Origin of the sequence: Pseudomonas spelaei, assembly GCF_009724245.1 — a bacterium.
Classification (GTDB): domain Bacteria; phylum Pseudomonadota; class Gammaproteobacteria; order Pseudomonadales; family Pseudomonadaceae; genus Aquipseudomonas; species Aquipseudomonas spelaei.
Genome location: NZ_WNNK01000008.1, coordinates 59,806 through 81,345, shown reverse-complemented (window position 1 = coordinate 81,345; position 21,540 = coordinate 59,806). Strand labels below are relative to the sequence as shown.

The 21,540-nt window shown below is 62.1% G+C and carries 27 protein-coding genes; 25 read left to right on the top strand and 2 right to left on the bottom strand.

The annotated features are described in order from the left end of the window. Positions 1–50 precede the first annotated feature (50 nt). On the top strand, positions 51–539 hold the full coding sequence (locus GNF76_RS11500; RefSeq protein ID WP_155583279.1) for a chemotaxis protein CheW: 489 nt from the start codon (positions 51–53) through the stop codon (positions 537–539). Continuing rightward, complete coding sequence (locus GNF76_RS11495; RefSeq protein WP_155583278.1) at positions 540–932, top strand: DUF2802 domain-containing protein; 393 nt, start codon at positions 540–542, stop codon at positions 930–932. It begins immediately after the preceding gene. 163 nt (positions 933–1,095) lie between these two features. On the opposite strand, the gene GNF76_RS11490 is transcribed toward GNF76_RS11495, so the two are convergent. Both GNF76_RS11490 and fliK read right to left on the bottom strand, forming a co-directional pair. Continuing rightward, positions 1,096–1,425 (bottom strand): EscU/YscU/HrcU family type III secretion system export apparatus switch protein, encoded by a 330-nt coding sequence (locus GNF76_RS11490; RefSeq protein ID WP_155583277.1) that lies wholly within the window; start codon positions 1,423–1,425, stop codon positions 1,096–1,098. Next, a complete protein-coding gene (gene fliK / locus GNF76_RS11485) occupies positions 1,422–2,999 on the bottom strand; it encodes a flagellar hook-length control protein FliK (protein ID WP_155583276.1) in 1,578 nt (525 codons plus the stop codon). The genes GNF76_RS11490 and fliK overlap by 4 nt, the downstream gene beginning before the upstream one ends. 198 nt (positions 3,000–3,197) lie before the next feature. Here fliK and ccmA point away from each other — a divergent pair, with 198 nt between their 5' ends. The 23 genes from ccmA (at position 3,198) to phnP (ending at position 21,304) form a co-directional block, all read left to right on the top strand. Further along, entirely contained in the window at positions 3,198–3,833 is a 636-nt protein-coding gene (gene ccmA / locus GNF76_RS11480; RefSeq protein ID WP_155583275.1) for a cytochrome c biogenesis heme-transporting ATPase CcmA, read from the top strand. Further along, positions 3,830–4,498, top strand: coding sequence for a heme exporter protein CcmB (gene ccmB / locus GNF76_RS11475; RefSeq protein ID WP_154743753.1), 669 nt, complete (start codon positions 3,830–3,832; stop codon positions 4,496–4,498). Before ccmA ends, ccmB begins: the two co-directional genes overlap by 4 nt. An 84-nt stretch (positions 4,499–4,582) precedes the next feature. Beyond that, positions 4,583–5,338, top strand: coding sequence for a heme ABC transporter permease (locus tag GNF76_RS11470; protein ID WP_155583274.1), 756 nt, complete (start codon positions 4,583–4,585; stop codon positions 5,336–5,338). After that, complete coding sequence (gene ccmD, locus GNF76_RS11465; protein ID WP_071487711.1) at positions 5,335–5,511, top strand: heme exporter protein CcmD; 177 nt, start codon at positions 5,335–5,337, stop codon at positions 5,509–5,511. Before GNF76_RS11470 ends, ccmD begins: the two co-directional genes overlap by 4 nt. Continuing rightward, entirely contained in the window at positions 5,508–5,963 is a 456-nt protein-coding gene (ccmE, locus tag GNF76_RS11460) for a cytochrome c maturation protein CcmE (RefSeq protein WP_169353527.1), read from the top strand. The genes ccmD and ccmE overlap by 4 nt, the downstream gene beginning before the upstream one ends. Before the next feature lie 3 nt (positions 5,964–5,966). Then, positions 5,967–7,955 (top strand): heme lyase CcmF/NrfE family subunit, encoded by a 1,989-nt coding sequence (locus tag GNF76_RS11455; RefSeq protein ID WP_155583273.1) that lies wholly within the window; start codon positions 5,967–5,969, stop codon positions 7,953–7,955. Next, positions 7,952–8,488, top strand: a complete 537-nt coding sequence (locus GNF76_RS11450; RefSeq protein ID WP_155583272.1) for a DsbE family thiol:disulfide interchange protein — start codon at positions 7,952–7,954, stop codon at positions 8,486–8,488. The genes GNF76_RS11455 and GNF76_RS11450 overlap by 4 nt, the downstream gene beginning before the upstream one ends. Further along, positions 8,485–8,958 (top strand): cytochrome c-type biogenesis protein, encoded by a 474-nt coding sequence (locus tag GNF76_RS11445; RefSeq protein WP_155583271.1) that lies wholly within the window; start codon positions 8,485–8,487, stop codon positions 8,956–8,958. The genes GNF76_RS11450 and GNF76_RS11445 overlap by 4 nt, the downstream gene beginning before the upstream one ends. Continuing rightward, positions 8,951–10,144 carry a c-type cytochrome biogenesis protein CcmI gene (gene ccmI / locus GNF76_RS11440; protein WP_155583270.1) on the top strand — a complete coding sequence of 398 codons (1,194 nt, stop codon included), beginning with the start codon at positions 8,951–8,953 and terminating at the stop codon, positions 10,142–10,144. Before GNF76_RS11445 ends, ccmI begins: the two co-directional genes overlap by 8 nt. A 15-nt stretch (positions 10,145–10,159) precedes the next feature. Then, on the top strand, positions 10,160–10,552 hold the full coding sequence (locus GNF76_RS11435) for a hypothetical protein (protein WP_155583269.1): 393 nt from the start codon (positions 10,160–10,162) through the stop codon (positions 10,550–10,552). 347 nt (positions 10,553–10,899) lie between these two features. Next, a complete protein-coding gene (gene phnC, locus GNF76_RS11430; protein ID WP_155583268.1) occupies positions 10,900–11,733 on the top strand; it encodes a phosphonate ABC transporter ATP-binding protein in 834 nt (277 codons plus the stop codon). A gap of 32 nt (positions 11,734–11,765) precedes the next feature. Next, positions 11,766–12,767, top strand: a complete 1,002-nt coding sequence (phnD, locus tag GNF76_RS11425; protein ID WP_155583267.1) for a phosphonate ABC transporter substrate-binding protein — start codon at positions 11,766–11,768, stop codon at positions 12,765–12,767. Positions 12,768–12,883: 116 nt separating this feature from the next. Beyond that, entirely contained in the window at positions 12,884–13,666 is a 783-nt protein-coding gene (phnE, locus tag GNF76_RS11420; RefSeq protein WP_155583266.1) for a phosphonate ABC transporter, permease protein PhnE, read from the top strand. Between the two features lie 35 nt (positions 13,667–13,701). Further along, a complete protein-coding gene (gene phnF, locus GNF76_RS11415; protein ID WP_155583265.1) occupies positions 13,702–14,406 on the top strand; it encodes a phosphonate metabolism transcriptional regulator PhnF in 705 nt (234 codons plus the stop codon). Between the two features lie 11 nt (positions 14,407–14,417). Then, on the top strand, positions 14,418–14,855 hold the full coding sequence (gene phnG / locus GNF76_RS11410) for a phosphonate C-P lyase system protein PhnG (protein WP_155583264.1): 438 nt from the start codon (positions 14,418–14,420) through the stop codon (positions 14,853–14,855). Then, the gene (gene phnH, locus GNF76_RS11405) at positions 14,855–15,445 is read left to right on the top strand and encodes a phosphonate C-P lyase system protein PhnH (RefSeq protein ID WP_155583263.1); all 591 of its coding nucleotides are present in this window, start codon (positions 14,855–14,857) and stop codon (positions 15,443–15,445) included. The genes phnG and phnH overlap by 1 nt, the downstream gene beginning before the upstream one ends. Further along, entirely contained in the window at positions 15,445–16,518 is a 1,074-nt protein-coding gene (locus GNF76_RS11400) for a carbon-phosphorus lyase complex subunit (RefSeq protein WP_155583262.1), read from the top strand. The genes phnH and GNF76_RS11400 overlap by 1 nt, the downstream gene beginning before the upstream one ends. Then, positions 16,511–17,377, top strand: a complete 867-nt coding sequence (locus tag GNF76_RS11395; RefSeq protein WP_155583261.1) for an alpha-D-ribose 1-methylphosphonate 5-phosphate C-P-lyase PhnJ — start codon at positions 16,511–16,513, stop codon at positions 17,375–17,377. The genes GNF76_RS11400 and GNF76_RS11395 overlap by 8 nt, the downstream gene beginning before the upstream one ends. Beyond that, positions 17,374–18,147 (top strand): phosphonate C-P lyase system protein PhnK, encoded by a 774-nt coding sequence (gene phnK, locus GNF76_RS11390; RefSeq protein ID WP_155583260.1) that lies wholly within the window; start codon positions 17,374–17,376, stop codon positions 18,145–18,147. Before GNF76_RS11395 ends, phnK begins: the two co-directional genes overlap by 4 nt. After that, a complete protein-coding gene (gene phnL, locus GNF76_RS11385; RefSeq protein WP_155583404.1) occupies positions 18,147–18,866 on the top strand; it encodes a phosphonate C-P lyase system protein PhnL in 720 nt (239 codons plus the stop codon). The genes phnK and phnL overlap by 1 nt, the downstream gene beginning before the upstream one ends. Then, a complete protein-coding gene (locus tag GNF76_RS11380; RefSeq protein WP_155583259.1) occupies positions 18,856–20,001 on the top strand; it encodes an alpha-D-ribose 1-methylphosphonate 5-triphosphate diphosphatase in 1,146 nt (381 codons plus the stop codon). Before phnL ends, GNF76_RS11380 begins: the two co-directional genes overlap by 11 nt. After that, positions 20,001–20,564 carry a phosphonate metabolism protein/1,5-bisphosphokinase (PRPP-forming) PhnN gene (phnN, locus tag GNF76_RS11375; RefSeq protein ID WP_155583258.1) on the top strand — a complete coding sequence of 188 codons (564 nt, stop codon included), beginning with the start codon at positions 20,001–20,003 and terminating at the stop codon, positions 20,562–20,564. The genes GNF76_RS11380 and phnN overlap by 1 nt, the downstream gene beginning before the upstream one ends. Then, a complete protein-coding gene (phnP, locus tag GNF76_RS11370; protein ID WP_155583257.1) occupies positions 20,555–21,304 on the top strand; it encodes a phosphonate metabolism protein PhnP in 750 nt (249 codons plus the stop codon). Before phnN ends, phnP begins: the two co-directional genes overlap by 10 nt. Positions 21,305–21,540: the final 236 nt, after the last annotated feature.

Genomic DNA, 21,540 nt, shown 5'->3' with positions numbered 1-21,540 from the left:
CTTAGAGAGAACACACACCGTTACCAACGGTTTTTGAAGGGGTCAGGGGTATGAACAAGTCAGCGTCCGCGTCCGCACAAGGTTTGGATGATCCGATCCTGCAATGGGTGACCTTCAAGCTGGACAATGAGACCTACGGCATCAACGTGATGCGCGTGCAGGAAGTGCTGCGCTACACCGAAATCGCCCCGGTACCGGGCGCGCCGAGCTATGTGCTGGGCATCATCAACCTGCGCGGTAACGTCGTCACCGTGATCGACACCCGCCAGCGTTTTGGCCTGGTGCCGACCGACGTTAATGACAATACCCGTATCGTCATCATCGAAGCCGACAAGCAAGTGGTCGGGATCATGGTCGACAGCGTGGCCGAAGTGGTTTACCTGCGCCAATCGGAAGTCGAAACCGCGCCGAACGTGGGCAATGAAGAGTCGGCCAAGTTCATCCAGGGCGTGTGCAACAAGAACGGCGAGCTGCTGATTCTGGTTGAACTGGACAAGATGATGAGCGAAGAAGAATGGCTGGATCTGGAGAGCATCTGATTGATCCTCGAGCTGGCGGTGATTGTCCTGGCCATTCTCTGGGTCGGGACCCTGGGTTTTGTGCTGCGCTACGTGCGCCAGCAGCGCGAATGGGCGACGCAGCAGGCCGAGCGTGATGCTGTGCGCGACCGGCGCCTCATTGAATTGACCAAGCGCGTCGACCACTTTCAGCGCAGTGCTGTGCAGGTGGGCGATGAGGTGCATGAACTGCGCGCGATCATTGCCCCGTTGCCGGACAAGTTGTCGGCGCTTGAACAGCGTGATCCGTCGAGCCTGTCCTTTGCCCAGGCGGCGAAGCTGGTGGGCATGGGCGCCACAGTGGATGAGTTGACCCAGAGTTGCGGCTTGACCCAGGCCGAGGCGCAGTTGATGAGCAAGTTGCACAAGAACTGACAGATTCACGTGGATCAAATGTGGGAGCTGGCTTGCCTGCGATTCTGTAGCCGCTGCCGAGGCACGAGGCTGCGATGGGTTGCGTAGCGGCCCCAAGCGGTCCTGCGGACACGCATCGCAGCCTCGTGCCTCGGCAGCGGCTACAATTGCATTGCGGTATTCATCAGTAATCATCCCCGCGTTCCGTCACATCCCGCTCCACCGGCTCGGCATTCGGGTCATACCCCACCGGGAACTTGCCCTTCAAGGTCCAGGCAAACGCAATAATCTCGGCGACGGTGCGGTACAGCTCCTCGGGAATGCTGTCCCCCAACTCCATCCGCGCCAGTAATTTGACCAGTTCGGCATTCTCATAAATCGGCACTTCATGTTCCCGTGCCAGCTTGAGGATGGCCTCGGCCAAGGCATCGTCGCCCTTGGCAGTCAGGGTTGGCGCTTGCTGGCCGTCATACTTGAGGGCGATGGCTTGACGGGGCGGGTTAGCGTTTTTCATGCGGTTTCATCCACCCAACGTTGATCGAGCCCGGTTTTCGGACCTTGGGGCGGTGCGCCGAGGTGGCAGTCGAGGTCACCGACATTGAGTCCCGAGGCCACCAGCCGTTCGCGCAGGCTGCCCAGGTGGCTTTCGATCAGGCTGGCGGTGTAGGGGCGGGTTGCCCACAGCTGGCTGGACAGTTTGCCCTGGCTCAGTTGGGCCTGAACCTGCAACGGGCCCAGGGGCTCCATGTCGAAGGCCAGTTCCACGCGCCAGAGCATCTGTTTGGGTTCCTTGCTGGCCTTGCGTTCGGGCTGTTCCTTGTCCGGTGCCGGTTCTTCGCGCTGGAACCTGACCTGAAGTGGCACGATGTCTTGCAAGGTGCGCATCGGGATCTCCAACTGCCAGGTGGTCAGCAGTTTGCCGTCGGCGGTGGTGCCGGTTTGTTCCAGGCTCGACAGTTGATGACTCTGCAATCGGGAGATGGCAGCGGCAGCCAGGCGCAGCAGGTTTTCCAGGCTGTTTTCGCCTTCCAGCGATTGCATCAGGCGCTCCGGTAAAGGGAAGCCGGCTGGCGCGGTGCGGGCGCCGACTTGGCCGAGTGTGCCCAACGGGCTGCGCACAAAGCTGGGCAGCACCTGGGCCAGGGTGTTGGCGGCGAGGATGGCATTCAGGTTGGTGTTGGCGGGCAGGGTGGGCAGTAATTGCGCCACCAGGCGCAGCAGGCTGCCTTTCATGTCCGGGGGTTCCACCAGCGGGTTTTGCCCGGCCAGCAGCTTGGCTTCCAGGAACACCCCGCTGTTTAGCAAGGCCTGCGCCAAGCCTTTGGGGGTGCTGACCTGCGCGAGGTCCGGCAAGCCTGAAAGCAACCGCTCGACCGCGGCGCGCAGGTCGGCGGAAGTACTGTCGCTGCGGGGCAGGTTTTGCAAGGCATTCAATACGCTGTCCAGCGACCCCTGACGGCTTTGCTGGGTGGACAGCTGCTGGGCGATGGCCAGTTGATCCTGGCGCCCGCTCAAGGGCACGAAACTCAGGGTTTGCGCGTTCTGCACCACGGCGCTGAGCAAACTGCCGATGCGCAGTGGTTGTGGGCTTTCGATCGCCAGGGTGCTACCGCTCATGGCGCTGTTCAGTACGCTGACCATGGAGCGATAGATCGTCGCCTGGCCCGTGCCTTGGGGCAGCGGTTGGGTGGTGATTACCTTGCCCTGCAACAACGTACCCACCGGCAATTGGTGGGTGTCGATGCGGGTCAGGGTGGCGACTGTGGAACTCAGCGCCTGCTGCAAGCTGATGGTCAGGTTGCCCGAGGGCGCCTGGCTGACCGCCACATTGCTGCCCAAGGGCAGTGGCTGGTTGCTGGAGGCCTGGACCAGGGTCTGGCGGCCTCCTTCGAGGGTCAACTTGAGTAATAGCTGAAAGGCATCGCCACCTTGCTTGAGGGCCAGCACCTCGGCATTCGCGGTTTTCCCCGGATCAATCAGCCCTGTCTGGGGTTCCAGCAATTTCAGCAGTTCACCCACCGGCGGAGCAGGGCGAGGCGCAGCCGGGGGCGTCGGGGGAAGCACAGGAAGGTTGATGTCACCGGTCATCGCGCGCGCCGTCTCAAGGGAAATTGCCCTCTTTAGAGTAGGGCATCACATGTATAATGCCGCCGGTCTTCAAAGAGAGCGGCTAAAACCTTACAACTATTTGATCCAGCTCTCTAAAACAGGCCGTCAAAGCATCTATTCTGCATCTCTTTAACGGCCGCTCCACCGCCGACTTGAACCGTAAAGGCACGCAATCTCTTGACCAGCCCTCTTCTAGAAGCCGTAGCGCTCGCTTGTGAACGCGATCTGCGGATGCTCTTCGAACACCTCGAACTGCATCTGGCGGGCGGCGACATGGTGCAGATCAGCGGGCCCAACGGCAGCGGCAAGACCAGTCTATTGCGCCTGCTGGCGGGCTTGATGCAGCCGACGGCCGGGCAAGTGCGCCTCAACGGCAAACCCTTGAACGAACAGCGCACGGAGTTGGCCCGCAATCTGGTCTGGATCGGCCACGCCGCCGGGATCAAGGATGTGCTGACCCCTGAAGAAAACCTCAGTTGGCTCAGCGCCCTGCATCATCCGGCCACCCGTGAAGCCATCTGGCAGGCCCTGGCCGCCGTTGGCCTCAAGGGTTTTGAGGATGTGCCGTGTCACACCCTTTCAGCCGGCCAGCAGCGCCGTGTGGCCCTGGCCCGCTTGTATCTGGAGGGCCCGCCGCTGTGGATCCTCGACGAACCTTTCACGGCCCTGGATAAACAGGGCGTCGCGCAACTGGAAGAACACCTGGCCAATCACTGCGAGCAGGGCGGCATGGTGGTACTCACTACCCACCACACCCTGGCCCGGATGCCCGCCGGTTACCGTGACCTGGATCTGGGGCGGTGGTCGGTATGAGTGTGTTCGCCCTGTTGGTCGCCCGTGAAGCACGTTTGCTGTGTCGGCGCCCGGCTGAACTGGCCAATCCGCTGGTGTTCTTTGCGATTGTCATCGCCTTGTTCCCTTTGGCGGTTGGCCCCGAGACTAAACTGTTGCAAACCTTGTCTCCGGGACTGGTCTGGGTAGCGGCCCTGTTGTCCGTCCTGCTCTCGCTGGACGGGCTGTTTCGCAGTGATTTCGAAGATGGCTCCCTTGAACAGTGGGTCCTTTCGTCGCACCCCCTGCCTCTTCTGGTCCTGGCCAAGGTACTGGCACACTGGGCGTTTTCCGGCCTGGCGCTGGTGCTGCTTGCGCCACTGCTGGCGATGATGCTGGGATTGCCTGCCGAGTGCCTGCCGGTGTTGCTCCTGTCATTATTGCTCGGCACCCCGGTGCTCAGCTTGTTGGGCGCTGTCGGTGCGGCACTGACCGTCGGCTTGAAACGGGGTGGCCTGTTGTTGGCCCTGTTGATCTTGCCTTTGTATATCCCGGTGTTGATCCTGGGCAGCGGCGCTTTACAAGCGGCGCTCCAGGGCATGCCGGCGACCGGTTACCTCCTGTGGCTTGGCAGCCTGGCCGCCCTGGCGGTAACCCTGACACCCTTTGCTATAGCGGCTGGCCTGAAGATCAGCGTCGGCGAATAATGAGGTCTGGTTAAGTGTTGTTACTTAACCAGTAAAGACCCTTGGCTTCTTGCAACGACAAGAAGCACCGTGATGGAAACAGCAATGAACTGGACCTGGTTTCACAAGCTCGGCTCGCCCAAGTGGTTCTATGGCATCAGTGGCAAACTGCTGCCGTGGTTGAGCATCGCCGCCGTTTTACTGATCGGTATCGGCCTGGTCTGGGGCCTGGCCTTCGCGCCGCCGGACTATCAGCAAGGCAACAGCTTTCGCATCATCTACATCCACGTTCCTGCCGCGATGCTGGCCCAGTCCTGCTACGTGATGCTGGCGGTGTGCGGCGTTGTCGGCCTGGTGTGGAAGATGAAACTGGCCGATGTCGCGCTGCAATGCGCGGCGCCCATCGGTGCCTGGATGACGGCTGTGGCGTTGGTCACCGGTGCAATCTGGGGCAAGCCGACCTGGGGCTCGTGGTGGGTGTGGGATGCGCGCCTCACGTCGATGTTGATTCTGCTGTTTCTGTACTTCGGCCTGATTGCGCTGGGCAACGCCATCAGCAACCGCGACAGTGCCGCCAAGGCCTGCGCCGTGCTGGCCATCGTCGGGGTGATCAATATCCCGATCATCAAGTACTCGGTGGAGTGGTGGAACACCCTGCACCAGGGCGCCACCTTTACGCTCACTGAAAAACCGGCCATGCCCGTGGAAATGTGGGCGCCACTGCTGTTGATGGTGCTGGGGTTCTACTGCTTCTTTGGTGCTGTGCTGCTGATGCGCATGCGCCTTGAAGTGCTCAAGCGTGAAGCACGCGCCAGTTGGGTCAAGGCCGAAGTACACAACAGCCTGGGAGCCCGTGGATGAGTTTTGCCTCTTTCAGTGATTTTCTCGCCATGGGCCATCACGGCCTGTATGTCTGGACGGCCTACGGCATCTGCCTGGCGGTGCTGGCCCTCAACGTCGCCGCGCCGATCCTGGCCCGCAAGCGTTACCTGCAACAAGAGGCGCGTCGTCTGCGCCGGGAGACCGATAAGTGAATCCGCTGCGTAGAAAGCGTCTGTTAATCATCCTTGCCATCCTGGCCGGCGTCGGCATTGCCGTGACCCTGGCCTTGAGCGCCCTGCGGGAGAACATCAACCTGTTCTACACCCCGACCCAGATCGCCAACGGCGAAGCACCGCTGGACACCCGTATTCGTGCCGGCGGCATGGTAGAGAAGGGCTCCCTGCAACGTTCCGGTGACTCCCTGGACGTCAAATTCGTGGTCACCGACTTCAATAAATCCGTGACCATCACTTATCGCGGCATCCTCCCGGACCTGTTCCGTGAAGGCCAGGGCATCGTCGCCCTGGGCAAACTCAACGCCGACGGCGTGGTGGTGGCCGATGAAGTACTGGCCAAGCACGATGAAAAATACATGCCGCCAGAAGTGACCAAGGCGCTGAAAGACAGCGGTCAATCAGCCCCAACCCCTGCCAAGGAGGGCTAAGTGATGACGTCTGCACTGTTTATTCCTGAGTTGGGCCAACTGGCGATGATTCTCGCCTTGTGCTTCGCCGTGGTCCAGGCCATCGTCCCGCTGCTGGGGGCCTGGCGCGGTGATCGGCTGTGGATGAGCCTGGCTCAGCCGGCGGCATGGGGGCAGTTCGCCTTTCTGGCCTTTGCCTTTGGTTGCCTGACCTACGCCTTCATGACCGACGATTTTTCCGTCGCGTATGTCGCCAACAACTCCAACAGCGCCTTGCCCTGGTATTACAAGTTCAGCGCCGTGTGGGGTGCCCACGAAGGTTCCCTGCTGCTGTGGGCCTTGATCCTCGGCGGCTGGACTTTCGCCGTATCGGTCTTCTCCCGACAACTGCCGCAAGTGATGCTGGCGCGGGTGCTGGCGGTGATGGGCATGATCAGCATCGGTTTCCTGCTGTTCCTGATCATGACCTCCAACCCATTCACCCGCATCCTGCCGCAAATCCCGGCGGACGGGCACGACCTCAACCCGCTGCTGCAAGACATCGGCCTGATCGTCCACCCGCCGATGCTGTACATGGGGTACGTGGGGTTCTCGGTAGCCTTCGCCTTTGCCATCGCCGCCTTGCTCGGCGGGCGTCTTGATGCGGCCTGGGCACGCTGGTCACGGCCATGGACCATTGTCGCCTGGGCCTTCCTCGGCATTGGTATTACGTTGGGCTCCTGGTGGGCCTACTACGAACTTGGCTGGGGCGGCTGGTGGTTCTGGGACCCGGTGGAAAACGCCTCCTTCATGCCTTGGCTGGTGGGTACGGCGCTGATTCACTCGTTGGCGGTGACCGAGAAGCGCGGTGTGTTCAAGAGCTGGACCGTGTTGCTGGCTATCGCGGCGTTCTCCCTGAGCCTGCTCGGTACCTTCCTCGTGCGTTCCGGTGTGCTGACCTCGGTTCACGCGTTTGCATCCGACCCTGAGCGCGGCGTGTTCATCCTGATCTTCCTGCTGTTTGTAGTCGGCGGCTCGTTGACGCTGTTTGCGTTGCGCGCTCCAGTGGTCAAGAGCCACGTCGGCTTCAACCTCTGGTCCCGGGAAACCCTGTTGCTGGGCAATAACCTGGTGCTGGTGGTGGCCGCGTCGATGATCCTGCTGGGCACCCTGTATCCGCTGGTGCTGGATGCCTTGACCGGTGCCAAGTTGTCCGTTGGCCCGCCGTACTTCAACGCGCTGTTCATTCCGCTGATGGGCTTGCTGATGGTGGTGATGGCGATCGGCATGCTGGTGCGTTGGAAAGACACGCCGGTGAAATGGCTGGTGGGCATGCTGACCCCCGTGCTGTTGGGCAGCGCCGCCCTGGCCGTGATTGCCGGGATCGCCTACGGCGACTTTAACTGGGCCGTGTTGGCGACCTTCATGCTCGCTGCCTGGGTATTGCTGGCTGGCGTGCGCGACATCTTCGACAAGACCCGCCACAAAGGCCTGATCAAGGGCCTGCCGAGCCTGACTCGCAGCTACTGGGGCATGCAGGTGGCGCACCTCGGCATCGCCGTTTGCGCACTGGGCGTGGTGTTGTCCAGCCAGAACAGCGCCGAGCGCGACCTGCGCCTGGCACCGGGCGAGTCCATGGACCTGGCCGGTTATCACTTCATCTTCGAAGGCGCCAAACACTTCGAAGGGCCGAACTTCACGTCGGACAAAGGCACCGTGCGCGTCGTGCGCAACGGCAAGGAAGTGGCCGTGCTGCACCCGGAAAAACGCCTGTACACCGTGCAAAGCTCAATGATGACCGAAGCCGGGATCGATGCCGGGTTTACCCGCGATTTGTACGTCGCCCTGGGCGAGCCGTTGGGTGATGGCGCCTGGGCTGTGCGAGTCCACGTCAAACCGTTTGTGCGCTGGATCTGGTTCGGCGGTTTGCTCACCGGTTTCGGTGGGTTGCTGGCGGCGATGGACCGGCGTTACCGGGTCAAGGTCAAGAGCCGGGTGCGTGAAGCCCTCGGCCTGCAAGGGGCAGCCGTATGAAGCGTTGGTTGATGGTGTTGCCGCTGGCCCTGTTTTTGGTGGTGGCTGTGTTCTTGTATCGCGGCCTGTATCTGGACCCCGCCGAGCTGCCGTCAGCGATGATCGGCAAGCCGTTCCCGGCGTTTTCCCTGCCGACGGTGCAGGGCGACCGCACCCTGACCCAGGCCGATTTGCAGGGCAAACCGGCGCTGGTCAACGTCTGGGCCACCTGGTGCATTTCCTGCCGGGTCGAGCATCCGGTGCTCAATAAGCTGGCCGAGCAGGGCGTGGTGATCTACGGCATCAACTACAAGGACGACAATGCGTCGGCCTTGAAGTGGTTGGCGGAATTCCACAACCCGTACCAGATGGATATCCGCGATGAGGACGGCAATCTCGGCCTCAACCTCGGTGTCTACGGCGCTCCGGAAACCTTCTTCATCGATGCCAAGGGTGTGATCCGCGACAAGTACGTGGGGGTGATCGACGAAGTGGTCTGGCGCGAGCAACTGGCCGCCAAATATCAGGCACTGGTCGACGAGGCCAAGCCATGAAGCGTTGGTTAGCCGCCGCTGTATTGGGCCTGAGTATGGCCGGCGTGGCTCACGCCGCCATCGACGCCTATGAGTTCGCTAAAGACGGTGACCGCGAGCGTTTTCGCGAATTGACCAAGGAACTGCGCTGCCCCAAGTGCCAGAACCAGGACATCGCCGACTCCAACGCGCCGATTGCCGCCGACCTGCGCAAAGAGATCTTCCGCATGCTGGGCGAGGGCAAGGACAATCAGCAGATCATCGACTTCATGGTCGATCGCTACGGTGATTTCGTCCGCTATAAGCCGGCGCTCACAGGCAAGACCGCGCTGCTGTGGTTTGGCCCCGCCGGGTTGTTGCTGGGTGGCCTGGTGGTCATCGCCGTGATCATCCGCCGCCGTCGCGCCGCCCCGGCCGAAGGCTCGGACTCGCTTTCCGCCTCCGAGCGTCAACGCCTCGACCAACTGCTGGACAAAAATACTGATGATTGATTTCTGGCTCGCAGCAGGTCTGCTGCTTTTGGTTGCCTTGAGTTTCCTGTTGATCCCGGTTTTGCGCGGCCGTCGTGCCCAACGTGAAGAAGATCGCACTGCGCTGAACGTGGCGTTGTACCAGGAGCGCGTGGCGGAATTGCAAACCCAGCAGGACGAAGGCGTGCTTGATGCCGCGCAGCTGGATACCGGTCGCGCTGAAGCGGCCCGTGAGTTGCTGGCCGATACCGAGGGTGTGGAAAAGCCCCGGGAATCACGTCTTGGCAAGCCGTTGCCATTGCTGGCCGCGATCCTGGTGCCAGTGCTGGGCCTTGGTCTTTACTTGCATTACGGTGCCAGCGACAAGGTCGAGTTGACCCGCGAATTCTCCCAGCCACCGGTGTCCATGGAAGACATGACCCGGCGTCTGGAGCGGGCAGCAGCAGCGCAGCCGGATTCGCCGGAAGGCCTGTACTTCCTCGGTCGCGCCTACATGGCCCAGGACCGTTCGGCTGATGCCGCGAAAATCTTCGAACGCACCGTGGCCCTGGCCGGCCGTCAGCCTGAACTGCTCGGGCAGTGGGCTCAAGCGCAGTACTTTGCCGACAACAAGCAGTGGTCGCCCAAGGTTCAGGCCTTGACCGATGAGGCGTTGAAGCAGGATCCGAAAGAAGTCACCAGCCTTGGGCTGCTGGGCATCGCGGCCTTTGAAGGCCAGCGTTATCAGGAGGCGATTGATTACTGGAACCGCCTGCTGGCGCAATTGCCCCCCCAGGACAACTCCCGTGCGGCACTGCAAGGCGGGATTGATCGGGCAGCAGAGAAGCTGAAGGAAAGCGGCGGTACTGTGGCGCCCGTTAAGGCACAGGCGCAAATGAAGGTCCGTGTTGACCTGTCAGCGGACATTAAAGCCAAGGCCGCGCCAGGCGACAGTGTGTTCATCTTCGCCCGCGCGGTAAACGGCCCGCCGGCGCCATTGGCGGCCAGGCGCGTGACCGTGGCCGACCTGCCGATCACTGTCGAACTGGGCGATGCCGACGCGATGATGCCGCAGTTGAAACTGTCCAACTTTCCCGAAGTCCAACTGGTTGCGCGCATATCCCGGGCCGGTCAACCGACCGCTGGCGAGTGGATCGGCCGCAGCCAACCCTTGGCCAGCAGCACCACAGCCTTGCAGCAGCTGACCATCGACAGCCCGGATAAATAACCTGAGGAAGTGCCCATGACCTCCATCGCTCGTCTCACCCTGCTTAGCCTGGTTCTGGGCTTGAGTGCTTGTGCGGTTCATCGGCCATCGGCACCTACCGGCCCGACTATCCCGCCGTCAGGGCCTTCAACCCATCCGAGTACCAAGCCGTCCGGACCGGTGACCGCACCGCCCAAGGCGCCGCCGAGCACCTCCGCCACCTTCGCACCGCCACCTGGGGCTTCGAGCCATTGGGATGGAAGGATGCAGGTGTATGTGCTGGACGAGCAGCCAGACACGTTTTACCGCCAGCGCACGTATTACCGTTGGAGCAATGGCTGGAGTCGCTCCATCAGCCCGAATGGGCCTTGGGAAGAGACCGATATCCACGGCGTGCCGCCGGGGTTGAGCAAGCAGTACGCGCAATAACAAAAGGCGACCTTTGAAAGGTCGCCTTTTTAATGCCTGATTTTCTGTAGCCGCTGCCGAGGCACGAGGCTGCGATGCGGGCCGCAGGACCGCCCTCAGGGCCTGCTGCGCAGTCCATCGCAGCCTCGTGCCTCGGCAGCGGCTACAGGGGACCACTTGGCTATCAGGCGGCATGGTCGAAATCTGTGTGGGAACGGTCCCTCGGCCAGTTCCAACCTTTCACAAAACCTTAACCAAACCGTTTCACTCCAGTCATGTGCAAGTCATAGGCCTGACACCTCCCGCGCCTACTGTCGTTTGAACTCAACTACAGCCACGGATGGCTGTTCAACCAGACAGAGAAGCCCATGACTCCCGCTATCCATGTCGATCATCTGAACAAGACCTTTGCGAAGAAGTCCGCGTTGGTCGACCTCGAACTCACCATCGCATCCGGTGAGATGGTCGCGCTGATTGGCGCTTCCGGTTCCGGCAAGTCCACCTTGTTGCGTCACCTCGCAGGCCTGGCCTGTTGCGACAAGGGCAACGGCGGCAGCGTCAAGGTGCTGGGCCGGGAAGTGCAGGCCAGTGGGCGGTTGAATGGCAAGGTGCGGCGGTTGCGGGCGGATATCGGCTATATCTTCCAGCAGTTCAACCTGGTCAATCGCCTGAGTGTGATCGACAACGTGCTGCTCGGTTGCCTGGGCCGCATGCCGCGCTGGCGTGGCAACCTCGGCTTGTTCAATGCCGAGGAAAAGCAGTTTGCGATGGAGTCCCTGGCCCGTGTCGGCCTGGCTGATCTGGCTGCACAGCGCGCCTCGACCTTGTCCGGCGGCCAGCAGCAGCGTGTGGCGATTGCGCGGGCACTGACCCAGCGCGCCGAAGTCATTCTCGCCGACGAGCCCATCGCCTCCCTGGACCCGGAGTCGGCGCGCAAGGTCATGGAGATTCTCGCCGACATCAACGGCCGCGACGGCAAGACCGTGGTCGTCACCTTGCATCAAGTCGACTACGCCATGCGTTATTGCCCGCGAGCCGTAGCACTCAAGGGCGGGCGGATTCATTTCGATGGCCAGGCCGCGCAGATGAGCAGCCAGTTCCTCAATGATTTGTACGGTGCCGACGTCGACACCAGCCTGATGTTTTCCGACCAGACCCGCCGTACCGAGACCACCGCTCGGCTGGCCCTGGCGCGCGCTTGAAACCTCTCCCACGACCCACAGGAATCCCTTCCATGTTGAACCGTATTGGTCACGTGTTTCTGTCTGCCGTCCTGTTGGCCAGTTGCGTTCTGGGCAACGCCCAGGCCGCCGACAAAGCCATCAACTTCGGCATCATGTCCACCGAGTCTTCGCAGAACTTGCGGAGTATCTGGCAGCCATTCCTGGATGACATGCACAAGAAAACCGGCCTGACCATTAACGCCACCTTCGCCTCCGACTATGCCGGCCTGATCCAGGGCATGCGCTTCAACAAGGTCGATGTGGCTTGGCTGGGCAACAAGGCCGCCATGGAAGCCGTGGACCGTTCCAACGGTGAGATCTTCGCCCAGACCGCCGCCGCCAATGGTGCCGTCGGTTACTGGAGCGTGCTGATCGTGCGCAAGGACAGCCCGATCAACAACGTCGAAGACATGCTCAAGAACGCCAAGAACCTGACCTTCGGCAACGGTGATCCGAACTCCACTTCGGGCTACCTCGTGCCGGGCTATTACGTATTCGCCAAGAACCACGTCGACGCTGCCACCGCGTTCAAACGCACGCTCAACTCCAGCCATGAAGTCAACGCGTTGAGCGTGGCCAAAGGGCAGTTGGACGTCGCCACGTTCAACACCGAAAGCTGGGACCGTCTGGAAGTCACCCAGCCAGACAAGGCCGCTCTGCTCAAGGTGATCTGGAAGTCGCCACTGATCCCGGCCGACCCGATGGTATGGAGCAAGGCTCTGAGCGACAGCGAGAAGACCAAGATCCGCGATTTCTTCGCCAACTACGGTGACACCGATGAAGAGAAGGCAGTGCTGAAGAACATGCAGCTGGGCAAATTCCTCAAGTCCAGCGACGACCAGCTGTTGCCGATCCGCCAACTGGAACTGTTCAAGCAGCGCACCACCATTAGTGCCGACAGCAAGCTGGAAGCCGCCGACAAGGCCAAGAAACTGGCGGATATCGACGCCGACCTGGCCAAGCTGCAACAGCGCATCACCGAACTGGACAAGAAAACTGCCACCAACGGCTAACCCCATACCTGTGGGAGCGGGCTTGCCCGCGATGACGGGGGCACATTCAACACCGATTCCGCCTGATGTACCGCCATCGCGGGCAAGCCCGCTCCCACATTGATCGAGAGTGACCCATGACTACGTTGCACGCTGAAGCCGTCGGCAAACGCACTTGGCCGCAATACCTCGGTTGGGGCCTTTTCCTGGTCCTGCTGGCCTGGGCCTGGCACGGCGCAGAAATGAACCCGCTGGCGCTGTACCGCGATTCCGGAAACATGGCGACCTTCGCCGCCGACTTCTTCCCGCCGGACTTCCACGAATGGCGCTCCTACCTCAGGGAGATGATCGTCACTGTGCAAATCGCCCTCTGGGGCACGGTGCTGGCGATTGTCTGTTCAGTGCCGCTGGGGATTCTGTGCGCGGACAACATCACGCCGTGGTGGATTCACCAACCGCTGCGCCGGGTGATGGATGCCTTCCGTTCGATCAACGAAATGGTGTTCGCGATGTTGTTTGTGGTGGCGGTCGGCCTTGGTCCCTTCGCCGGCGTATTGGCCTTGTGGATCAGCACCACTGGCGTACTCGCCAAGCTGTTCGCCGAAGCCGTGGAGGCCATTGATCCAGGTCCTGTTGAAGGGGTGAGAGCGACCGGTGCCAGTGCCCTGCAGGAAGTGATCTACGGCGTGATTCCGCAAGTGATGCCGCTGTGGGTTTCGTACGCGCTTTACCGTTTCGAGGCCAACGTGCGTTCGGCGACGGTGGTGGGAATGGTCGGCGCCGGCGGTATCGGCGTGATCCTGTGGGAGAACATCCGCGCCTTCCAGTTCGTTCAGACCTGCGCAGTGCTGCTGGTGATCATCGTGGTAGTGAGCCTGATCGATGTGCTGTCCCAACGCCTGCGCAAGCAGTTCATCTGACGCCGGAGGGGTGCCCTTGGGCGCTTTTTTTAAGCATGCAGTTGTCTAGACAAGATGAGCCGGTGTACCGCGAACTCGCGGATATCCTGCGCCGCGAACTGAGCAGCTACCAGGCCGGCGACTTTCTGCCGGGCGAAGTGCAGTTGGCCGAGCGCTTCGGCGTCAACCGCCACACCCTGCGACGCGCCATCGACGAACTGGTGTTCGAAGGCAGCCTGTTGCGCTTGCAGGGCAAGGGCACCCAAGTGCTGGACCGGCCGCTGATTTACCCAATGAGCGCCGACACGGCCTACAGCCAATCGCTATCAGCCCTGGGCCATGGCGTGGCGGCGGTGCTGCTCAAGCGTCGCTACTGCTACGCCAGCCGTGAAGAGGCCGGGCACCTGGGCATTGCCGAGATGGCGCCGATGATCGAGCTGCAAACCCTGCGCAAGCTCGACCACCAGCCTGTGAGCCTGATCCGTCATCGCTACTGCGCCAGCCATGCGCCGCTCTTGGCGGACTACACCGGCGGCTCCTTGCGTCAGTACCTGCGTGAGCGTGACCTGCCGTTGACCCGAACCCAAAGCGTGATCGGTGCCCGTTTGCCCAACCGTGACGAAGCCGCGCTGCTGTTGATGCCTCGGCATTTACCGGCGCTGACTGTGTTCACCCTTTCCCGCGATCGCGACGGCCGCCCGGTGGAGCTGGCGCAGTCCACCAGCCGTTCGGATCGCTTTCAGTACCTGGTGGTGACTTGATGGAGACCCAGATGAACCTGTCCCCGCGTCAACACTGGATCGGCGTACTTGCCCGCGCCCATCGCAGTGAATTGCAACCTCATGCAGATGCTTTGCGCGACGTGAATTACCAACTGATCCGCGCCCCGGAAATCGGCATGACCCTGGTCCGTGGCCGCATGGGCGGCAATGGTGCGCCCTTCAACGTCGGCGAAATGAGCGTGACCCGCTGCGTGGTGCGTCTGGCCGACGGTCGCACCGGCTACAGCTATCTGGCCGGGCGCGACAAGGTCCACGCCGAACTGGCAGCCCTGGCCGATGCGCATTTGCAGGGCACGCCACCGAGTCTTTGGCTCAGCGAATTGATCACCTCGCTGGCCGCTGCCCAGGCTGAACGTCGGGCGCAAAAGGAGGCGGACACCGCTGCCACCAAGGTTGAGTTTTTCACGTTGGTTCGAGGAGAAAACTGATGAATGCCCAACGCTTGCAACCGGCGTTTGTGGATCCGGTGCTGGACGCCCAGCGCGGTTTTCGCGGGGCGCTCAAGGCGCTTGCCGAGCCCGGTCTGATCCAGTCGCTGCCTGCCGCGCCCAGCCTTGAAGGCTTGGCGCCGGCCACCTACGCGCTGTGTCTGGCGCTGTTGGATGTGGACACACCGCTGTGGTTGGCGCCGGCGTTCGACACACCGCTGATTCGCGCCAACCTGGCGTTCCACTGCGGTTGCCCGCTGATCACACGCCGGGAGGAGGCTGCATTCGCCTTGCTCGGCGAGCAGGACCTGTCGGACCTCGGCGGCTTCGACCACGGCAATGACCGTTATCCGGATCAGTCCTGCACCTTGTTGGTCCAGTTACCCGATCTGGAGTCCGGCGATGGTTTGAACTGGCGCGGCCCGGGAATCGAAACCGTGCGCCGGGTCAGCCTGCCGCTGCCCCGTGGCTTCTGGCTGGAGCGCCAACGCCGTGAAGCCTTCCCCCGTGGCCTGGACGTGCTGTTCGCAGCCGCCCACCAACTGATCGGCCTGCCTCGCAGCACCCGAATCGTAGAGGAGCTTGCCTGATGTACGTAGCCGTCAAGGGTGGCGAACAGGCCATCGACAATGCCCACCGTCTGCTGGCGAAAAAGCGCCGGGGCGATACCGCCATTACCGAGCTGAGTGTCGAGCAGATCCGCCAGCAGTTGCCCCTGGCCGTGGCCCGGGTGATGAGTGAAGGCTCGCTGTATGACGAAGAACTGGCCGCGCTGGCGATCAAGCAGGCGGCAGGGGATCTGGTGGAAGCGATCTTCCTGCTGCGGGCCTACCGCACTACGTTGCCGCGCTTTAGCCCAAGCATGCCGATTGATACGGCGCAGATGGTGCTGAGCCGGCGTTTGTCCGCCACGTTCAAGGATGTGCCCGGCGGCCAACTGCTGGGCCCGACGTTTGATTACACCCATCGCCTGTTGGACTTTGCGCTGCTGGCCGACGGCGAATATCCCGGCCCACAGACCACTGAGACCCGCCTGGAACCGTGCCCCCGCGTTCTCGGTTTGCTGGCCAAAGAAGGCCTGATCAAGAACGAGTCCGACGACACCGGCAGCGTCGCCGACATCACCCGCGACCCGCTGGAATATCCCGCCAGCCGCGCCCAGCGCTTGCAGGCCCTGGCCCGTGGCGACGAAGGTTTCCTGCTGGCCCTGGGTTACTCGACCCAACGCGGTTACGGCCGCAACCACCCATTTGCCGGGGAGATCCGCATCGGCGATGTCGAGGTGTGGATCGACCCTGAAGAGCTGGGCTTCCCGGTCTGCCTGGGCCGCATCGAAGTGACCGAGTGCGAGATGGTCAACCAGTTCGTCGGCTCGGGCACGGAGCTGGCGCAATTCACGCGGGGTTATGGCCTGGCCTTCGGTCACGCTGAACGCAAGGCCATGGGCATGGCGCTGGTGGACCGCTCCCTGCGCGCGGCGGAGTTCAACGAAGAAGTCGTCTCGCCGGCCCAGCAGGAAGAATTTGTCCTGGCCCACTGCGACAACGTCGAGGCCGCCGGCTTCGTCTCGCACCTCAAATTGCCTCATTACGTGGACTTCCAGTCCGAGCTGGAACTGATCCGCAAACTGCGCCAACCGGCCGAGGGCACCCGCCATGAATGACCTGACGCAAGCGCCTGTACGTGACCCGGCGTACAACTTCGCCTACCTGGATGAACAGACCAAACGCATGATCCGCCGCGCCTTGCTCAAGGCTGTGGCGATCCCCGGTTACCAGGTGCCCTTCGGCGGCCGTGAGATGCCGTTGCCTTATGGATGGGGCACCGGCGGCATGCAATTGACCGCCGCGATTCTGGGGGCCGATGACGTACTCAAGGTCATCGACCAAGGCGCAGATGACACCACCAACGCGGTATCGATCCGCCGTTTTTTCGCCCGGACTGCCGGCGTCGCCACCACCGAAAGCACACCCGACGCGACAGTCATCCAGACCCGCCACCGCATCCCGGAAACGCCGTTGCAGGTTGATCAGATCATGGTCTACCAGGTACCGATTCCCGAGCCGTTGCGCTTTATCGAGCCCTCGGAAACCGAGACCCGCACCATGCACGCCTTGAACGATTACGGGGTGATGCACGTGAAACTCTACGAGGACATCGCCACCTTCGGCCATATCGCCACCAGCTACGCCTACCCGGTGATGGTCGATGAGCGCTATGTGATGGACCCGTCGCCAATACCCAAATTCGACAACCCGAAACTCGACATGAGCCCGGCGCTGATGCTGTTCGGCGCAGGGCGGGAAAAGCGCCTGTACGCGGTGCCGCCGTATACCCAGGTCACCAGCCTCGATTTTGAAGATCACCCGTTTGAAGCGCAGAAGTGGGAGCAGTGCTGTGCCATTTGCGGCAGCCGCGATTCGTTCCTCGATGAGCTGATTCTCGACGATGCCGGTACCCAGAGTTTTGTCTGTTCCGACACCTGGTACTGCGCCCAGCGGGTCAAGGAGAACAACCAATGAGCCAACCCTTGTTGCAAGTACGTGACCTGTCTCTGCTGTACGGCGAGGAGAAGGGCTGCCAGGACGTGAGCTTCGACCTGTACCCCGGCGAAGTGCTGGGGATTGTCGGCGAGTCCGGCTCAGGCAAATCCACCTTGCTGTCATTGCTCAGTGGTCGCTTGCCGCCGCAGGGCGGACATATCGGTTATCGCGGCAAGGACGGCGAATGGCTCGACCTTTATAGCGCCAGCGAAGCCGAACGCCGCACCTTGTTGCGCACCGAGTGGGGCTTCGTCGAACAGAACCCACGGGATGGCCTGCGTATGGGCGTCTCCGCCGGTGCCAATATCGGTGAGCGCCTGATGGCCCAAGGCGTGCGCAACTACCAGCAACTGCGGGGCGCCGGGCTCGACTGGTTGAGCCAGGTGGAAATCGACCCGCTGCGCATCGACGACTTGCCCCGGACCTTTTCCGGCGGCATGCAACAGCGCCTGCAAATCGCCCGCAACCTGGTGTCGAGCCCGCGCCTGGTGTTCATGGATGAGCCCACCGGCGGCCTTGATGTGTCGGTGCAAGCGCGCTTGCTCGACCTGCTGCGCGGCTTGGTACGCGAGCTGGACTTGGCCGTGGTGATCGTCACCCATGACCTGGCGGTGGCGCGCTTGCTGGCCGACCGCTTGATGGTGATGCGCCGTTCCCGTGTGGTGGAAACCGGGCTGACGGACCAGATCCTCGACGATCCACAGCACCCTTACTCTCAACTGCTGGTGTCTTCGGTATTGCAGCCATGATGAATACCTTGATCGAGGTCCGTGACCTCTCGAAAACCTTCACCCTGCACCAGCAACACGGCGTGGTGTTGAACGTGCTGCGCGGGGTGGAATTCAGTGTGCGGGGCGGCGAATGCCTGGTGTTGCATGGCCAGTCCGGCGCCGGTAAAAGCACGCTGCTGCGCACCTTGTACGGTAACTATTTACCGGCGGGCGGCAGCATTCGTGTGCAGCATGCCGGTGCCTGGCTGGAGTTGGTGGGCGCCGAGCCGAGGGCGGTGTTGCAGGTGCGTCAGCAGACTCTCGGCTACGTCAGCCAGTTTCTGCGGGTGATCCCCCGGGTGGCCTGCCTGGACGTAGTGATGGAGCCGGCCCTGGCTCGCGGCTGGTCCAAGGCCGACGCGCAAGTACGGGCCGAACACTTGCTGACCCGTCTCAACATCCCGCAACGCCTGTGGCAGTTGGCACCCGGCACCTTCTCCGGTGGCGAACAACAGCGGGTCAATATCGCTCGCGGCTTCATGGTGGCCTGGCCGGTGATGCTGCTGGATGAGCCCACCGCATCGCTGGATGAGAGCAACCGCCAAGTGGTGCTGGAACTGATGAGCGAAGCCAAGGCCGGCGGCGCTGCGCTGATTGGCATCTTCCACGACCGCGCCGCCCGTGAAGCGGTCGCCGATCGTCATTTCGACATGACCCCCACTGCCATCGCCGAAGAGGAATACGCCCATGCCCGCTGAACAGATCCTCAGCAATGCCCGACTGGTCACCGCTGATCGCGTGTTTCTCGGCACTGTGGTCCTGCGTGACGGGATGATCGTCGACCTGGCCGAAGGCCGCAGCCAACTGCCTCAGGCCCAGGACCTCAATGGCGATTTCCTGCTGCCGGGCCTGGTGGAGTTGCACACCGATAACCTGGAAAAACACATGACCCCACGCCCCGGTGTGGACTGGCCTTCGACCTCGGCGGTGCTCAGCCATGATGCGCAAATCATCGCGGCCGGTATCACCACGGTGTTCGACGCGGTGTCCATCGGCGACGTCAATCCCAAGGGCAATCGCATGCAGAAATTGCCGGCGATGCTCAACGCTATCACCTCGGCACAAGGTGCCGGCCTGACCCGCGCCGAGCACCGCCTGCACCTGCGTTGCGAGCTGTGCCACCCGGACACCTTGAGCGTGTTCCGCGATTTGGTAGAAAACCCGCTGGTGCAACTGGTGTCGGTGATGGACCACTCGCCGGGCCAGCGCCAATTTGTGCTGGAGTCCAAGTACCGTGAGTACTACATGGGCAAGTACCACTTGAGCGACGAGACCATGGACGCCTTTATCGTGCAACAAATGGCCAATTCGAAGACGTACAGCGACCGCTACCGCGCCGCCATCGTCGAGCATTGCCTGGCGCGTGGGTTGTCGGTGGCCAGTCACGACGATGCCACCTTGGCCCATGTCGAGGAGTCGGCACGCTACGGCATGACCATCGCCGAGTTCCCCACCACACTGGAGGCTGCGCGTGGCTGCCGGCAACTGAACATGAAAGTGTTGATGGGCGCGCCGAACGTGGTGCGTGGTGGGTCGCACTCGGGTAATGTGGCCGCCGCCGGCCTGGCTGCCGAAGGATTGCTGGATATACTTTCCAGTGACTACTACCCGGCCAGCCTGCTGCAAGCGGCCTTTGCACTGGCCGCTCCGGACAACGACTGCGATCTGCCTCAGGCGGTCAAGATGATCAGCCTGGCGCCCGCACGCGCGGCGGGCTTGAGTGATCGCGGCGAAATTGCCATCGGCCTGCGGGCAGATCTGGTACAAGCCAGGGCCCAAGACGGGCTGCCAGTGGTCCAACAAGTCTGGCGACAAGCGAAGAGGGTGTTTTGATGGCGGGCAGGTTGATCTATCTCATCGGACCATCGGGTTCGGGCAAGGACAGCCTGCTGGATGCTGCACGTGCGCGGTTGGCCGAACGCGGCTGCCGCATTGTACGGCGGGTCATCACCCGTTCGGCGGAAGCGGCGGGCGAGGCGGCTCAGGGCGTCAGCCCTGAACAATTTGCCGCAATGGACGCAGAGGGCGCGTTTGCCCTCAGTTGGCAGGCCAACGGCTTGTCCTATGGAATCCCACGGGAAATCGATGATTGGCTGGCGGCGGGAGAGGACGTGCTGGTCAACGGCTCCCGTGGCCACCTGGCGCAAACCCGATTGCGTTATCCGACGTTGCTGGTGGTGTTGCTGAGCGTTGATCAGGCTGTGTTGCGCCAGCGGTTGCTGGCGCGGGGCCGCGAGTCCATCGCTGATATTGATGAGCGGCTGGCGCGTAATGCGCGGTTCAGTGACAGCCTGATCGCTGCGCCAGACGTGTTTCTGCTCGACAACTCCGGCGCGCTGGCGCTCACCGTCGAACGCTTGCTGGGCTGCCTCGACGGACATCCCGCATGCGCCTGACCTTGCTCGGCACCGGCGATGCCCGCCAAGTCCCGGTCTATGGCTGCGACTGCGCGGCCTGCGGGTTGGCCCGCAGTGATGAAAGCCTGCGTCGTCGACCGTGCAGTGCGCTGATCGAGTGCGGCGACCAACGCTGGTTGATCGACAGCGGGTTGCCGGACCTGACCGAGCGTTTCCCGCCGCGCAGCTTCAACGGGATTCTGCAGACCCACTACCACGCCGACCATGCCCAAGGCCTGCTGCATTTGCGCTGGGGCCAGGGCCTGATCATCCCGGTTCACGGTCCGGTGGACCCGGAAGGCCTGTCTGACCTCTACAAACACCCTGGCATCCTCGATTTCAGCCAACCCTTTGCCGAGTTTGAAAGCCGCCAGTTTGGCGAGCTGACCGTCACCGCGTTGCCGCTGCAACACTCCAAACCGACCCTCGGCTATCTGCTGGAAGGGCAAGGGCGACGCATCGCCTACCTCACCGACACTACCGGCCTGCCATCCGCCACCACCGTCTGGCTGCAACGGGAAAAGCTGGATGTGCTGGTGATCGACTGTTCCATGCCGCCACAACCCCAGGCACCGCGCAATCACAATGACCTGACGTTGGCATTGCAGTGCATTGACGAGGTGAAGGCCGAGCAGGGGGTGCTGACCCATGTCGGGCATACGTTGGATGCTTGGTTGATGCAGCACCGTCGCGAGCTGCCAAGGCATGTGACGGTGGGGTGGGATGGGCGAGTGATCTAGCGGTGCCCCAGGCCGTGAAGATCAACTGTGGGAGCTCTCGAGCTTTAGCGAGACTGCGATAGCGATGGATCAGGCAACATCAATGCAGGTTGTGCCGACGTCATCGCAGCCTCGCTAAAGCTCGGGAGCTCCCACACGGGTTTCACTTTGCCGGTTAGATATTCAGCCTTTTGTCGCCCTGTTTGAAATGTCAGGTGTGCGCAGTAAAACGCGTCATGAAAAAGTTGAGTAAACAT